Here is a 15,101-nt window from a genome sequence, read left to right on the forward strand (position 1 = left end):
AAGTCACTCCTTATTTAGGTAAAAGATACATCCTTGAGGAAAGCTTGGACGCGAGGGTTATTGCCTTCACGTAGCGTTTGAGGGGGCTCATCACAAACGATCCGACCTTGTTCCATGAAGACGACACGGTCTGAGACTTTGAAGGCAAAGTTCATTTCATGAGTCACAATCACCATAGTGATCCCTTCTTTTGCTAAGTCTTCGATGACTTGCAGTACTTCATTTACTTTTTCTGGATCTAATGCCGAGGTTGGCTCATCGAAAAGCATGATCTGTGGTCTCATCATCAGTGCTCTCGCAATAGCCACTCGCTGTTGTTGACCACCAGAAAGTTGATGCGGGTATTTCCACGCGTGATCCAACATCCCGACTTTATCTAATAGCTGGTAGGCTTGTGTTTCTAGTTCTTGCTTAGATGCGATTTTGTTATAGCTTGGGGCCAGCATTAAGTTTTTTAGAACCGTTAAATGAGGGAATAGATTGAAGCTCTGAAACACCATACCTATTTTCTTTTGATGCTCAGGGTGTTCAATTAAGCGAGGTTTGGCAGAGCCGTGGCGTGAGAGCTTTAAAAAAGGCTGGTCGTAGATATCAATTTCACCATTATCTAGTTGCTCAAGTCCATTTAGTAATCGAATTAATGTTGTCTTACCTGATCCCGATGGCCCAATGACCGAGACCACTTCACCTGGCTTAATGCTTAAATTAACCGAACCCAATACTTCGACATTGTTATACGCTTTATGTAGCTTAGTCGCGTTAAGCGCTGGTCCATCAAATTTCTCAAGAGAGTTTGTTAACGGAGCAGGTGTGCTCTGGATTTGTTTAATGAATTTTTCTGATGGTTTTTTTGTATCGTTCCCTTTGGTCACATCAAGGTATTGTTCTAAACGAGTGAGTAGAAAATCGAACACTGTCACGATAAACACGTAATACACTGCTACGGCAAACATGGTTTCTAGAACAAGAAAGTTTTGACTATAGAGACGTTGCCCCACCATTAGAATTTCGGTTAAAGAAATGACTGATACCAGTGATGTAAGCTTAACGATTGAAATATATTCATTGGCTAAAGCGGGTAGTGCAACACGCAATGCTTGAGGAATGACAATCAACCATTGAATACCGACAAAGCGAATACTCAATGCTTTGGCCGCTTCTCCTTGTCCCTTAGGAACCGCTAACAAGCCACCACGGTGAATTTCCGCGACGTACGCGCTCTCACATAAAACCATTGCGATCAAACCTGCGGTGAAAGGGTCAGCCAATATCACACTGGTTGCTGGGATTAATTGGGGTATGTTGTAAACAAAAATTAAGAGAACGAGCAGCGGTAAACTACGAAAGAACCAAATATAAATTCTTGATGGTGTTGATAGAATCGCAAATCGTGATTGCTTTCCTAATGCGAGAACAAAACCCAAGATAATACTGAGGATCCATGTGGCCAAGCTTAACTTTATAACAGTCCAACTTGCTAACCAGAAATCAGCCAAACTAAATAAACTGAACATATAGTTCCAATCAAACACCATAAATTTGCTACCTTTCCCTAGTATATTTAATAAAATACAATATTGATTTTAATCATGAATATCTCAAATTTGTGTAATTACTATGTCGTTTAAATTGTATTGGTAGCAATTATTTTTTTTTGTCTCATGGTTTAAAAAAAACTATTCAATCGTTATTTTTTAGTAACGGAAAATATTCTTAGATGATCGAAATTTTATATTTTATTGCTTATTTGTTTTGCCCTAAAATAGTTCATTCATGCACGAATTTAAGCGCAAGGTAAATAAAGTGATTGATATTTAGATATTGGCTGGGAATTAGAAAGTGCATCACGATTGGGCGTTGTTCGCTGTAAGAGGATAATTTTCTAAAATGGAACCTTGTCCCTAAGTCGCTAGAACAGCAGGGTTTAGCGCCATTTCTAGTGTTAGGTGTAGGAAGATTTGCTTGAAAAAAACTTATGCAGATACGTCGTTGGAGTCGAAATGAAGAGTTATTGTCGATACTCTGTGGTTAGGCATGGGGCTTTCTTATAATTTTACTGTCTATAAATAATTGGTGTAAGCGTTATTAATTGGATTAAAATATCCGTCTGACGAAAATGTAGTTCGATATAAACGTAACTTTTAGTTTTTCGACACTGATTAAGATTTTAATGTCTTAAAAGTACTGAACATTAGTAGTGTACTTAAATATATAAAATCTGCTAATAACGCCATCTTTGTTTCACTTTTATTCATATTATAAAAACATCGAAATCAGCCAAAAGGAACCTTGATGAAAACAGAAATTAAACATCTCGTATTTGATATGGGTGGCGTACTGGTACAAATCGATTGGCACGGTCAAATGTCAAAATTACTGGGAGAAGATATTCCATTTGAAGAAATGCATCAGCGTTGGGCTAATTCACCTGCCGCAACGGCGTTTGAGGAGGGTAAAATTGACTTCGATACGTTTAGAAAGCAGTTGATGGACGAAAATAACCTCGTGGTGACACCCGAGGAGTTTGAGCATTGTTACCGCAATATTGTCCAAGATGACTTCCCTGGCATTGTTGAGATGTTAGAAAAGCTTAAACCGAATTATACCTTGAGCTTACTTAGCAATACCAACGTCCTCCATTTGGATATGCTGGTTAAACGCAATACCTTTTTACCTTTATTGGATAACCCTTTCACCAGTATCGAGTTTGGTGTTATGAAACCTCACGTCGAGATTTACCAAAAGCTGATTACTGCGTTGAACTGTCAACCGCAAGAGATTCTGTTTTTTGATGATGGCGAGAAAAATGTTCTCGTAGCCCGCGAATTAGGCCTCAATGCCGAACGTGTCTTTGGGCCCGAGGATATCAAAGCAACGTTTGCAAAGTATGGAATTCAATACGGAGAGTGACAGCGGTTTAATCGAGTGAGTTCGCTTGAAATGAAAACCCAGTTATCAAGTGTGACAACCTGATAACTGGAGATTGAGGTTACTTAGCTAATGCTTTAAATAGCTCAGTAAATTTGGTTAGACCTTCTTCTGCGATTTCATCTGTCATTGTTAATGCTGGCAAGAAACGAATCACATTGGCGTAGAATCCACACGCTAACAGCACTAAACCATATTGTTGTGCGTTAGCAATAATCTCTTTGGTAAGCTCGGTATTCGGCTGATCGGCATCACCATTGGAAACCAGTTCAAGGGCTATCATCGATCCCTGGTTACGAACCTCTAGGATTTGATCTGGGAATTGGTCTTTTAGCGCATTGAGCTTTTTATTAAAGATCATTCCAATCTCGTTTGAACGTTGAACTAGATTCTCTTCTTCAATCACGTCCAATACGGCCAAGGCAGCGGCACAACCCACCGGAGAACCACCGTATGTACCGCCTAAACCACCAGGTAACGGTGCGTCCATGATGTCGCTTTTACCAACCACGGCCGATAATGGGTAGCCACCAGCGATACCTTTTGCCATTGAAACAAGATCTGGTTCGACATTGGAATATTCTATCGCGAACATTTTACCGGTACGACCAAATCCACTTTGGATTTCGTCTGCGATCAATACAATCCCGTGTTCATCACATATCTTGCGTAGAGCAACTAAAAATTCTGTAGGCGCAGAATAGAAGCCACCTTCACCTTGAACCGGCTCGATAATGATTGCCGCTACATCAGATGGATCAATATCGACTTTGAATAGGTTTTTTAGCGCGGTCAGTGCACTTTTTACTGATACGTCATGGAGTTCAATCGGGTAAGGCACGTGATATACATCACCGGCGAAAGGTCCAAATAGATGTTTGTATGGAGTGATTTTACCGGTCATCGCCATGGTTAAATTGGTGCGGCCATGAAACGCGCCATTAAATGCAACAATCCCTCGACGACCTGTGTGAGCTCGAGCAATTTTTACACAGTTTTCAACAGCTTCAGCGCCACTGTTTAAGAAGACCGCTTTCTTCTCTGAGTCTCCTGGAGCGATTTTGACCAACTTTTCTGCCAATTCAACCGCAACTTCATAAGGGTTGACCATCAGGCAAGTGTGGCTAAATTTTTCGACTTGATTCTTTACGGCATTGGTCACTTTTGGGTGGCTATGCCCGGTATTACATACGGCAATGCCAGTGGCGAAATCGATATAGCGGTTGCCATCGACATCCCAGATTTCAGCGTTCTCTGCTTTTTCAACAAAGACGGGATAGGCGTTACCTTGGCCGCGAGCGAAGACGGCATTTTTTCTTGTTTGTAATTCAGAATTGTTCATGATGTTGTTCTCATTAATCGTATTAACAGATAATTAAAAAGGCGATTAGCGACCTAGGCCACCCATACATAAGTATTTAATTTCCATGTAATCATCCAAGCCATATTTGGACCCTTCACGCCCATTACCCGATTGCTTGACGCCACCAAAAGGCGCAGCGGCATTTGAAATAGCCCCCTCATTGATACCAACCATGCCGTATTCGAGCTGTTCGGCCACTCGCCAAATTCTGCCGATGTCTCGAGCATAAAAATAGGCGGCCAAGCCATATTCGGTATCATTGGCTAAAGTGATAACGTCACTTTCATCTTCAAATGCGATGATAGGGGAGACTGGCCCGAATATTTCGTTCTTAGCGACAGGCATCTCGTTAGTGACGTTCGTTAAGATGGTTGGCTGATAAAAAGCATCACCGGCAGCATCTTGCTTGCCACCAAGTATAAGCGTGGCACCTGCTGCGATGGAATCGTTCACTAGGGTATCGACATCAAGAACGGCGGCGCTACTGACCATTGGCCCTACTTGTGTACTTTCATTCAAGCCATCGCCTAGCTTAAGTTCAGTAACGGCTGCCGTGAATTTTTCTGTAAATTCGTTGAGTACGTCTTTCTGAACAAAAATCCGATTGCTACAGATACATGTTTGTCCCGCGTTGCGATATTTTGATGTCATAGCGCCTTGAACCGCTGCGTCAATATCAGCGTCGTCAAAGACAATAAATGGCGCATTACCACCGAGTTCCATGGAGACTTTTTTCACGGTTGTTGCACACTGACTGATGAGTTGTTTGCCGACAGCGGTAGAACCGGTGAACGTAAATTTAGCAATATCTGGATGCTGAGTAAGGACTTTCCCCATTCCTTTCGCATCATCACCAACGACAACATTAAACACACCAGCTGGAATTCCAGCTCGCTCAGCTAACTCTGCCATGGCTAAAGCAGATAAAGGAGTTTGCGTCGCTGGGCGTACAACAAATGTACAACCGGCAGCAAGGGCTGCAGCGGCTTTGCGAGCAATCATGGCGTTGGGGAAATTCCACGGTGTAATTGATGCGACAACACCGACAGGTTGTTTAATCACAATGATACGTTTATCACCAGATGGCGCAGGGATGGTATCTCCGTAAACACGCTTGCCTTCTTCAGCAAACCATTCAATATAAGCGGCCCCATATGCGATCTCGCCTTTTGCTTCCGCGAGCGGCTTGCCTTGCTCTAAGGTTAAGATTTTGCCCAGATCATCTTGGTGTTGCATCATCAAGTTGAACCAGTTTCTCAATAGAATTGCGCGCTCATTGGCCGATTTCGCCGACCATGATGCTAAAGCTTCTTTGGCGGCTTTCACTGCGAGTTCGGTTTCAACAATGCCCGCGTTACTTACTGTCGCTACGATATTTCCATTTGCTGGGTTCGTAACATCAAGTTGCGAGGCACTGCTATGCCAACTTCCATTGATATAAGAAAAGCACTTCAGTAGTTGTGCGTCGTGTAAATCGGGTTGTTGTTTGTTGTCCATGTTTTGTCTGTGCCTCCAATGCTGAGTATTTTTCTATTGAATAGTAAATACATTCGCGGTTAAATATTAAACTTTTAACGTTATGTTTGAAGTATATAAAACATTAAGGATTTTAATGCGCGCTGATTCGATTATCCCAAGACCTATCACCGAGTATGACTTACGCTTGTTACGCATATTTGTATCTGTGGTGGAGCACGGAGGGTTTGCGGCAGCGGAAGGAGCGCTCGGCATTACACGGTCGACGATCAGTGTTCATATGACCAATCTGGAAACGCGGATGAATCTCAAACTTTGTCTACGAGGCAGGGCTGGATTTTCGTTGACTGAAGAAGGACAAATCGTCTATCGGTCGATCATTGATTTATTTGAGTCGCTGAATGATTTTTCATTGATGGTGGGAACATTAAGTAAAGAACTCAGTGGCGAACTTGTTATCTTGTGCGCGGACCAACTCGATGAGACCAAGCAGACGCGACTTGCGAGCGTTATTGAGATAGTGCATCAAGAATCGCCCGGGCTGCACATTGTTCTCGACGGAGATTCGATTTCGAACATAGAAAAACTGTTACTCAAAGATAAGGCCCATATCGGAATCTTTCCTGCATACCAACCGATCGAAGGGTTGAGTTATCGTCCACTTTCGAGCGAGCCGATATATCTGTGTTGTGGCGAGAAACACCCATTTTTTAATCTCGTTGACAGTCAAATTACTTCGGATAAGCTTGCGTCCGCATCGACAATTCATCCAGGAATTGATATCCACCAAGAGGGGCGGGAGCAGTTAACGAAGCTAAATCTTAACGCTCGCTCTTATCAGTTTGATATGCGTAAAGCGATGATATTGTCGGGTAAATACTTAGGTTACATGCCGCAAAGCTACATTCAAAATGAGCTCAACTTGGGATTACTTAGAATCATTCAACCCAGCATATTGACCTATCAGTTTGATCTCTCTTTGGTGCAAAAGAAAATCCCCAGAGAGACACGTAAGGTTGAGCTATTACAGAATGCCTTTAGCTTAGTATTTGAGCGCAACGCCGATTAAAATACCGTCGGCCAATCTCTTTGGTCGGTTAACCCTATGGTGCTGGCGGCTAACGTTTGTACACACGCCATTGGTGGCGTCTCGATATGGGTAACAAGCTTGGTTGATACTGACGATAAATGAACAGGTAATTGTTCTATGATGAGATCGTCAGAATAGCGTGATAACTCCGCGGCTGTTCTTGGCATTAGCGTTGAACCCAATCCCACCGCGACACAACCAAGAATCCCTTCTAAGGTACCAATTTCCATTATTTCATCCACCGGACGCCCGAGTTCATTCATCCAGGAAATCGCATTTGCTCGATAGGTGCACCCATCCTTAAATTGAATCAGTATCGTTTCTGATGAGCAGTCATTCTTTGAGCGAACAAATGCCAGTTCATCTTTCATTACCTCTTGATAGCGCAACTCATCACTGTCGATTGGTCCAACAACAAACGCGCAATCAAGTTTAAAGTCGAGCACTTGCTGGAGCAAATCTTGGCTAGTACTACCTTGAACATTGAGCTCTACATCAGGATGTTGTTTTCGGACTTTTCTAAGAACATGGGGCAGGTGGACGGCGGCAAATGTTTCGATACTTCCAATACGTAACGTACCTTCGCTTTGACCAACCATACGAATTGCGTTTTGAGTTTGGGTTTCTAGCAGTAAAAGTTGCTTGGCATAGTTATGCAAGACTCGACCCGCTGGGGAAAGCTCAAGCCCTCGACCTCTGCGGTGAAAAAGTGGGGATCCTAATTCATCTTCTAGACGATGTATTCGAGTCGTGACGTTCGATTGAACCGTATTTAAACGTTTCGATGCAGCTAACACTCCCCCTTCTTCAATAACCGCAATGAACGTTTTCAGAGTTAGCAATTCCATAATTTCAGACAATTCGATTTTAGAGATAGGTTCATTCTATATTATGCGATATTTACCAATAATAAAATTAGTTAAAATAGGAACCATAAAATTAAACTCTCTATTGGCGAATAAATTAAATAATGAATCTGAATCAACAAAGAATACGAATATTGGTCGCGGGTATTTTAAGCCAAATAGTACTGTTAGGCATCGCTCGTTTTTCGTATTCACCAATGTTACCCATTATGATTAACGAGGCGGGTTTAGAAGTCGCTGCTGGTGGATGGCTGGCAAGTTTTAATTACATTGGTTATTTATTTGGTGTCATTATTATCGCTTATATTGGTGATGCTCACATCAAAGAGCTTATTTACCGTGTCAGTTTACTTATGGCGATTATGACAACATTCGGAATGGGAATAACCGAATCCAGTCTGTTGTGGGGCGTTTTTCGCTTTATTGCTGGGTTTGGAAGCGCGATTGGGTTTTTAGTGGGATCGGGATTGATCATGGACTGGTTAACCCGCAACGGATATAGAAGCGAGCTTGGTATACATTTCGCTGGGATAGGCATTGGTATTGTTTTTTGTTCGTTACTGGTCGAAGCATCACTTCCTCAACTCAATTGGAGTGAGCAATGGGAGCTACTGTGTTTCTTCGCTGTCTTGTTTTCTATTCCAGCTTGGTTATGGATGCCGAGTGCGGCCAATGAGACAGTCGTAAAAACGGCAAGCTTTTCCCCTGTATCGCTATTAAGACAACGATTTATTAATTTAATAATGGCTGCCTATTTTTGTGCAGGCGTTGGTTTTGTAATAAGTGCGACTTTCATTGTTGCAATTGTTGACCAGATGCCTGGAACAGAGGGCAAAGGAAACTTAGCCTTTTTGCTGATAGGTATTTGCGCGATTCCAGCATGCATCATTTGGGATTTTATTGCTCGAAAAATAGGCATGTTGAACGCGCTGTTGATTGCATTTTTAGTACATGCTCTGGGTATTGCTGCACCGGTATTGTTAAATAATTTAGAAGGAGTGCTGTTAGGCTCTGTTCTCTATGGGTGTACCTTTATTAGTATTGTGAGCATGACATTGACGGTGGCAGGTCGATTGTCTCCAGGTAATACTTGTCAAATGATGGGTAGAATGACAATCAGTTATAGCATTGGTCAGATACTCTCCCCATTTGTAGTTAGTGTCATTATTGCGAGAAATGGAGACTATCAAACCGGGTTATATATGGCGGCTGTGGTCGTGCTATTCGGGGCCGCATGTATTCAACGTGCTCGAAGCAACACGTTAAACGAAATAAACTCAGGTGATAGACTAGAAGTGAATATATAGCAAGGTTTATAAGTGCTAGTTAGGCGGTTTTAATGAAAAACTAATGTAGACATGAAATTAAATTTATTTTTTTAATATCATGTCTATTTTGCCAACAAGTGTGCCAATTACTAATTTTACACTTCTAAATATTATCTAATTATTAATGTTTTTTAATTTAAAACATTGAAATGTATATGTTAGTTATTTAATTAATTCTCTCAGCTTTAATTCTCTCCAACTTCCTTTATTTAATTTCCTGCCCTATTTTTGTGCGTTCTAATGTTAGTTAGATGCTAATTTGGTGCAAAATACTTGCTTTAATAAAATTAATTTAATGTTACAAAAAAACATAATTGAATCAACTTCCAGAAAGTTTTCTACTGTAAACAAATGATATGGATCAAGTTCATAACGATTTAAATATCAATAAAGTCAGAAACCAAAGGAAGGAATAACAATGGCATTAATAAAAAACGTAACGAAAAAAGCCGCTAAGGTAAGTATCGCAGCCGCGACTGCAATGGCACTCTCTGCAGGTGCTGCAAATGCTGGAACAATTTCGTTAGGTCATACGACTTGGGTTGGGTATGGAACACTCTATTTAGCTAAGGAATTGGGTTACTTTGAAGAGAAAGGATTAAATCTCGAACTGACTACAATTGAAGAGTCTTCAATGTACATGGCCGCTGCTGCATCTGGTCAATTATCGGGCTCAGCATCAACCATCGATGAAATTTTAAAATATCGCCCTAAATTTTGCTTCAAAGCTGTTGCGGTACTTGATGACAGTTTTGGTGGTGATGGAATCGTTGTTCAAGACGGTATTGACTCAATGCAGGACTTGAAAGGTAAAACTGTCGCGGTAAATGAAGGGTCAGTATCTCAGTTCTGGTTGTCGAACTTACTGAAAGATGAAGGCATGTCTATGTCTGATATCACGGTTCAAAACATGACAGCAGATGATGCCGCAAGCGCATTTATCGCGGGTCGAGTTCCAGCAGCTGTTACATGGGAACCAAACCTTACTCACGTTCGTAATAACAATGCAGGCAAAGTTCTCATTGATAGTAGTAGCACTCCAGGCGTAATCGTTGATGTTGTTGCACTTAATTGTGATGTGATCGAAAAACAACCTGAAGATGTCCAAGCACTTGTTGATGGTTTATATCGTGCGGTTGAATACACCAAAACTAACCCAGAAGATGCTTACGCAATCATGGCAAAAGGCATTGGTGGATACTTATCTGATCCTAAAGAATTGGCTGCCGCTGCAGCGACTGTCCGTTTTTATGACAAAGAGATGAACATCAAATTGTTGGGCAAAGATGGCGCCGAAGGTGACTTATCTCCAATCATCAAGCTTGCAAACGAAACGTGGAGCGAGTTGTTGGGTATTGAGTACAGCGTCACATTCAAAGAGTTAGTTGATAGCTCATTCGCAGCCAAATAAAAAGGAATTCATCAATGGCCTCTATAAGTTTTAAGCAGCTCACTTCACCTAAGGAACCGTTACCTAGGAAGATAGTGTTAGGTGCTGGTGCAATCAGCTGGATCGTAATGTTGTCCAGTTGGTTCATCCTTTCGATGAGCGATATAGTGCCAAGTATGTTCCTACCTTCTCCATTAGACGTACTCCAAACTGGAATACGTCTTGTGGAGGACGGCAGTCTAATCGGACATATTTGGGCAAGTGTGCAAGTGGTATTAATTGGTTTTTGGGTTTCTGCGATCATTGCTATTCCACTGGGAATGTTGATGGGAAGCTTTAAAATTGTTCAGTCACTGCTAGAACCACTCGTTAACTTTATTCGCTATTTGCCAGTAACATCATTTGTTCCGCTATTTATATTGTGGATAGGTATTGGTATTGAGCAGCGTGTCACGGTTATTTTCTTTGGCGTCTTTTTCCAGCAGCTTGTGATGATATCCGATGTGTCTCGAAATGTTTCAAAAGACCTTTTACACGCGGCATATACGCTAGGAACCAGCCGATTTAAAGTGGTTTCTCAGGTTATCGCACCAGCGTCACTGCCGGGTATTTTAGATACGTTACGTGTCACGATTGGTTGGGCTTGGACCTACCTTGTTGTCGCTGAGCTTGTCGCCGCGACCAGCGGATTAGGATACATCAGTCTTAAAGCCATGCGTGGTTTCCAAGTTGATGTGATTTTCCTAGCGATTGTTGTGATCGGGTTGTTAGGCCTAGGTACGGATCAGTTTTTCAAAATTCTAAGAGAGAGAATAAGCTCATGGGCCAACTAAGCGAACCAATGTCGACAACGCCTTTAACGCAACCTTCTGAGAATTCCGTTGTTGATATTCAGGAAGTAGCTGATAAGAAAACAGTTCAACTGCACATTGATAACATCACGTTAAAATTTCCTACGCCAAATGGCGGAAGTTTTACGGCTCTGAAAGACGTATCAATGGAAGTGAAAAAGAATGAATTTGCAGTAATCGTTGGCCCTTCTGGCTGTGGTAAATCGAGCCTGCTTTATCTTACAGCCGGGTTGAATGATCCGACTGAAGGTAAGATCAGAGTGGCTGATAAGATTGTCGACGGACCAGGAGCCGATCGAGGCATGGTCTTCCAAGGCTACACCTTGTTTCCTTGGTTAACCGTCGCTGAAAATATCGAATTTGGTCTTAAGCAAAAGAAGATGCCTGCAGCGCAACGTAAAGTAATCGTTGAGAAATATTTAACGGAAGTAGGTTTAGATAGCTTCGCTGACAACTATCCGAATCAACTTTCTGGAGGCATGAAACAGCGAGTCGCCATTGCACGCTCGTTGGCCAATGACCCAGAAATACTGTTGATGGATGAACCATTTGGCGCATTGGACAGCCAAACTCGCATGCAAATGCAACAACTGCTGCTGCAAGTGTGGGAACACAGTAAGAAAACCGTTGTATTTGTGACTCATGATATCGATGAAGCAATTATGTTGGGTGATCGAGTGTTTGTTATGGATGGGAAGCCAGGACGTATACAGAAGATTCTAGATGTCAATATTCCACATCCTAGGACTCTCGATATGGTCATGGATCCTGAATTCATTTCGTTGAAAAGAGAGATTCTATCACTCCTTCACAATGATATGACTGAAATAGCGGACAAAGCAGAGTCTTAGTAGTAGGGAAGCTCTATGGAAAAGAACACATTTGATTACATTGTCGTCGGGGCCGGTTCCGCAGGAAGCGTGATTGCAAGTCGATTGTCTGAAGACCCGAATGTTACGGTTTGCTTGATTGAAGCGGGTGACCGCGATAATTCTCCGAGAATTCAGATTCCAGCCGGTACCATTACGCTCTATAAAAGCAAAAAGTACAGTTGGAACTATTATTCCGCACCACAGAAAAATATGAACGACCGAGTGTTGCATTGTCCAAGAGGAAGAGCGCTAGGTGGTTCGTCTTCTATGAACAGTATGATTTATATTCGTGGTGACGAAACGGATTACAATCAATGGAAAGACTCGGGTGCGCAAGGTTGGGGATGGGATGACGTACTTCCATTCTTTAAGAAATCAGAAAAAAACATGCTGGGTCAGTCATCAAATCTTCATGGTTTTGAAGGTGAGTTACTCGTCGATAAACCGAAAGATCCAAACCCATTCTCACACCAATTTGTGCGTGCGGCGAAAAAGTCTCTTGGCCTTGAGCACAACTCGGATTTTAATGGGGAAGCACAGCTTGGTGCTGGGATCTATAACGTGACTCAAGTTAAAGGTAAGCGTCAGTCGAGCTACAAAGCGTTTGTTAGCCCAGTTCTTGAAGCACGACCAAACTTACATGTGATGGTTAACGTCGATGTTGAAAAAGTTCTGATCGAAGAAAATCAAGCTAAGGGTATCGTCATTACTCAAGGAGAAGCAAAGTCGACACTATTTTGTTCTCAAGAAGTAATATTAAGTGCGGGTGCTCTAGGTAGCCCATTTATTCTGATGAAATCGGGGATTGGTCCACGAGAAGAATTAGAAAAAGCGGGAATTCATGTAAAGCACGAGTTGCCTGGTGTCGGTCAGAACTTGCAAGATCATCTTGATGGTTTGGTGACGGTTCGATCGAACTCAAGTAAGACACTTGGTTTCTCATTAGGTGCTTTGCCGCAGATCTTAACTTCTCCTTTTCGTTATGTCTTTAATCGAAAAGGATGGATGACGACAAACTACGTTGAAGCTGGCGGATTTGCATCTACGGTAAGTGAAGATCGTCCAGATGTTCAGTTCCATTTCGTGCCGGGCTACCGTAGTCACAGAGGCCGCTTATTTGAATGGGGACATGGATATGCGGTGCATACTTGTGTGTTGAGACCTAAAAGTATTGGCTTTGTATCTATTACGCCTGAACAAGATCTGTTGTTAGATTATAATTTCCTATCAAATGAAGACGATGCAAAAGTGCTTATTGAAGGCATTCGTTGTGCTCGTAAGATACTCGCTGATTCGGAATTTGATGGCGCTCGTGGGACAGAAATGCTTCCTGGTAAAGATTGCACGACTGATGAGCAGTTACTTGAGTATGTTAAAGAGTACGGCGCTACAGTCTTCCACCCAGTGGGAACGTGTAAGATGGGAACGGATGCTCAATCTGTCGTTTGTCCTGAATTAAAAGTTCATGGTATAGCGGGATTACGAGTGGCTGATGCTGCGATAATGCCAACACTGGTAAGCGGTAACACCAATGCTGTTTGTATTATGATCGGCGAACGAGCTGCGGATTTTATAAAAACGCCTTCACAGACCGTGGCAGCGTAAACTCTGTAGCCACTGAGAGCGTTAGTAACTTGAATCATTAGTAACTTTAATTATCAGTATAAGCGTTAACCAAAAAACAAATAGGTAAACAGGTAAACAAATGGCTAGTCAGTTGACATTGAAAACACTGGAAACTCTGATAGGGTTTGATACGACAAGTAAATTATCTAACTTAGCGTTAATGGAGTTTGTTCAAGCGTTTCTTCTAGAGTATGGCGTAGAGTCAGGTCTTGATTACAATGATGAACGAACCAAGGCTAATTTACATGCCGTTATCGGCCCAATAGATAAACCAGGTGTTATGCTGTCTGGTCATACTGATACGGTTCCAGTTACTGGGCAACAATGGGATACAGATCCTTATACGCTAACCTTCAAAGATGACAAAGCGTACGGCAGGGGAACGACAGATATGAAGTCATTCGTCGCTGTCGTTTTGTCGAGCGTTCCCTCTATGGTCAACGCTTCATTAAAAAAACCAATCCACTTAGCCTTTTCTTATGACGAAGAAATCGGTTGTTTAGGGGTGCGTAGCCTTATTGAGCAATTTCGCCATATGGACGTTAAACCTGCAGCGTGTATTGTAGGTGAACCGACCGATATGAAATTGGTCACGTCTCATAAAGGTAAGTTAGCTGCACGAGTGATTGTCACGGGCAAAGAGTGTCATTCTGGTATGGCACCTTATGGGGTTAATGCAGTTAATATTGCTGCTCGAATGATTAACTGGTTAGAAGATGCCGCGAACGACAAGAAACACAATGGTCCATTCAACGACGATTATGAAATTCCCTATAGCACTATTCATACTGGCACTGTGCATGGTGGTACCGCGCTTAATATTGTACCGAAACATTGTCAATTTGACTTTGAAATACGAAATATTGCCGCTGATGACCCGAAAGTGTTTTTTCAGGCCTTTACCCAATACGTCCAAGAGTTAATTGAAGATATTCAAGGTGTCTCTCCCGAAGCCAATATTGAAATAGAGATGCTCACAGAATACCCCGGATTGGCGAAAACCGAAGACCAAGACATCTTGAGTTACTTAAAAAGCTTGGTCGATGACGCTGAAGAGGGACAGATAAATTTTGGAACCGAAGGGGGCTTGTTTAGTGAAAGGCTTGGCGTGCCAACGGTTGTATGTGGACCTGGAAATATGGAACAGGGACATAAACCAAATGAATATATCCATCTTGAACAGATAACGAAATCGGAGATATTTTTAGAACGGCTTATTCTTTCTCTGAGTGAATAAAATTTTATCTAAAGCCATATAGCGTTATCAAAAACAGTACAATAACATCACACAAGTGGATATTTTTACTGAAA

General features: G+C 42.1%; 12 protein-coding genes and 1 pseudogene. 8 read left to right on the top strand and 5 right to left on the bottom strand.

Features of this window, described 5'->3' with window-relative positions:
* Positions 1 to 14: 14 nt before the first annotated feature.
* Positions 15 to 719, bottom strand: a complete 705-nt coding sequence (locus ACXJY6_RS02165) for an amino acid ABC transporter ATP-binding protein (protein ID WP_458767420.1) — start codon at positions 717 to 719, stop codon at positions 15 to 17.
* Positions 720 to 893: 174 nt separating this feature from the next.
* Positions 894 to 1,535 (bottom strand): annotated as a pseudogene (locus ACXJY6_RS02170) (amino acid ABC transporter permease); the annotation flags it as partial.
* Between the two features lie 757 nt (positions 1,536 to 2,292).
* Here ACXJY6_RS02170 and ACXJY6_RS02175 point away from each other — a divergent pair.
* Entirely contained in the window at positions 2,293 to 2,910 is a 618-nt protein-coding gene (locus tag ACXJY6_RS02175) for an HAD family hydrolase (protein WP_458767180.1), read from the top strand.
* A 79-nt stretch (positions 2,911 to 2,989) separates the two neighbouring features.
* On the opposite strand, the gene gabT is transcribed toward ACXJY6_RS02175, so the two are convergent.
* Positions 2,990 to 4,270, bottom strand: coding sequence for a 4-aminobutyrate--2-oxoglutarate transaminase (gabT, locus tag ACXJY6_RS02180; RefSeq protein ID WP_458767182.1), 1,281 nt, complete (start codon positions 4,268 to 4,270; stop codon positions 2,990 to 2,992).
* A 45-nt stretch (positions 4,271 to 4,315) separates the two neighbouring features.
* Positions 4,316 to 5,788, bottom strand: a complete 1,473-nt coding sequence (locus tag ACXJY6_RS02185) for an NAD-dependent succinate-semialdehyde dehydrogenase (protein ID WP_458767183.1) — start codon at positions 5,786 to 5,788, stop codon at positions 4,316 to 4,318.
* A gap of 115 nt (positions 5,789 to 5,903) precedes the next feature.
* Here ACXJY6_RS02185 and ACXJY6_RS02190 point away from each other — a divergent pair, with 115 nt between their 5' ends.
* Positions 5,904 to 6,836, top strand: coding sequence for a LysR family transcriptional regulator (locus ACXJY6_RS02190; RefSeq protein WP_458767185.1), 933 nt, complete (start codon positions 5,904 to 5,906; stop codon positions 6,834 to 6,836).
* On the opposite strand, the gene ACXJY6_RS02195 is transcribed toward ACXJY6_RS02190, so the two are convergent.
* Complete coding sequence (locus ACXJY6_RS02195) at positions 6,833 to 7,705, bottom strand: LysR family transcriptional regulator (RefSeq protein WP_458767187.1); 873 nt, start codon at positions 7,703 to 7,705, stop codon at positions 6,833 to 6,835. The genes ACXJY6_RS02190 and ACXJY6_RS02195 overlap by 4 nt on opposite strands.
* Before the next feature lie 122 nt (positions 7,706 to 7,827).
* Between ACXJY6_RS02195 and ACXJY6_RS02200 the strand changes: the two genes are divergently transcribed.
* The 6 genes from ACXJY6_RS02200 (at position 7,828) to argE (ending at position 15,027) form a co-directional block, all read left to right on the top strand.
* A complete protein-coding gene (locus tag ACXJY6_RS02200; protein WP_458767189.1) occupies positions 7,828 to 9,030 on the top strand; it encodes a YbfB/YjiJ family MFS transporter in 1,203 nt (400 codons plus the stop codon).
* A 439-nt stretch (positions 9,031 to 9,469) separates the two neighbouring features.
* Complete coding sequence (locus ACXJY6_RS02205) at positions 9,470 to 10,462, top strand: ABC transporter substrate-binding protein (protein WP_458767191.1); 993 nt, start codon at positions 9,470 to 9,472, stop codon at positions 10,460 to 10,462.
* Between the two features lie 14 nt (positions 10,463 to 10,476).
* Entirely contained in the window at positions 10,477 to 11,274 is a 798-nt protein-coding gene (locus ACXJY6_RS02210) for an ABC transporter permease (protein WP_456051507.1), read from the top strand.
* Positions 11,262 to 12,143 (top strand): ABC transporter ATP-binding protein, encoded by an 882-nt coding sequence (locus tag ACXJY6_RS02215; RefSeq protein WP_458767193.1) that lies wholly within the window; start codon positions 11,262 to 11,264, stop codon positions 12,141 to 12,143. The genes ACXJY6_RS02210 and ACXJY6_RS02215 overlap by 13 nt, the downstream gene beginning before the upstream one ends.
* 15 nt (positions 12,144 to 12,158) lie before the next feature.
* Positions 12,159 to 13,769 (top strand): GMC family oxidoreductase, encoded by a 1,611-nt coding sequence (locus tag ACXJY6_RS02220; RefSeq protein ID WP_458767195.1) that lies wholly within the window; start codon positions 12,159 to 12,161, stop codon positions 13,767 to 13,769.
* A gap of 100 nt (positions 13,770 to 13,869) precedes the next feature.
* Positions 13,870 to 15,027 carry an acetylornithine deacetylase gene (gene argE, locus ACXJY6_RS02225; RefSeq protein WP_458767197.1) on the top strand — a complete coding sequence of 386 codons (1,158 nt, stop codon included), beginning with the start codon at positions 13,870 to 13,872 and terminating at the stop codon, positions 15,025 to 15,027.
* The last annotated feature ends 74 nt before the right edge of the window (positions 15,028 to 15,101 follow it).

The sequence above is a fragment of the Vibrio phycocola genome, from assembly GCF_054404255.1.

Bases quoted from the DNA above. Each gene is read 5' to 3' on its own strand.
- ACXJY6_RS02175 (WP_458767180.1), top strand. From the start codon at position 2,293: ATGAAAACAGAAATTAAACATCTCGTATTTGATATGGGTGGCGTACTG.
- gabT (WP_458767182.1), bottom strand. From the start codon at position 4,270: ATGAACAATTCTGAATTACAAACAAGAAAAAATGCCGTCTTCGCTCGC.
- ACXJY6_RS02185 (WP_458767183.1), bottom strand. From the start codon at position 5,788: ATGGACAACAAACAACAACCCGATTTACACGACGCACAACTACTGAAG.
- ACXJY6_RS02190 (WP_458767185.1), top strand. From the start codon at position 5,904: ATGCGCGCTGATTCGATTATCCCAAGACCTATCACCGAGTATGACTTA.
- ACXJY6_RS02195 (WP_458767187.1), bottom strand. From the start codon at position 7,705: ATGGAATTGCTAACTCTGAAAACGTTCATTGCGGTTATTGAAGAAGGG.
- ACXJY6_RS02200 (WP_458767189.1), top strand. From the start codon at position 7,828: ATGAATCTGAATCAACAAAGAATACGAATATTGGTCGCGGGTATTTTA.
- ACXJY6_RS02205 (WP_458767191.1), top strand. From the start codon at position 9,470: ATGGCATTAATAAAAAACGTAACGAAAAAAGCCGCTAAGGTAAGTATC.
- ACXJY6_RS02210 (WP_456051507.1), top strand. From the start codon at position 10,477: ATGGCCTCTATAAGTTTTAAGCAGCTCACTTCACCTAAGGAACCGTTA.
- ACXJY6_RS02215 (WP_458767193.1), top strand. From the start codon at position 11,262: ATGGGCCAACTAAGCGAACCAATGTCGACAACGCCTTTAACGCAACCT.
- ACXJY6_RS02220 (WP_458767195.1), top strand. From the start codon at position 12,159: ATGGAAAAGAACACATTTGATTACATTGTCGTCGGGGCCGGTTCCGCA.
- argE (WP_458767197.1), top strand. From the start codon at position 13,870: ATGGCTAGTCAGTTGACATTGAAAACACTGGAAACTCTGATAGGGTTT.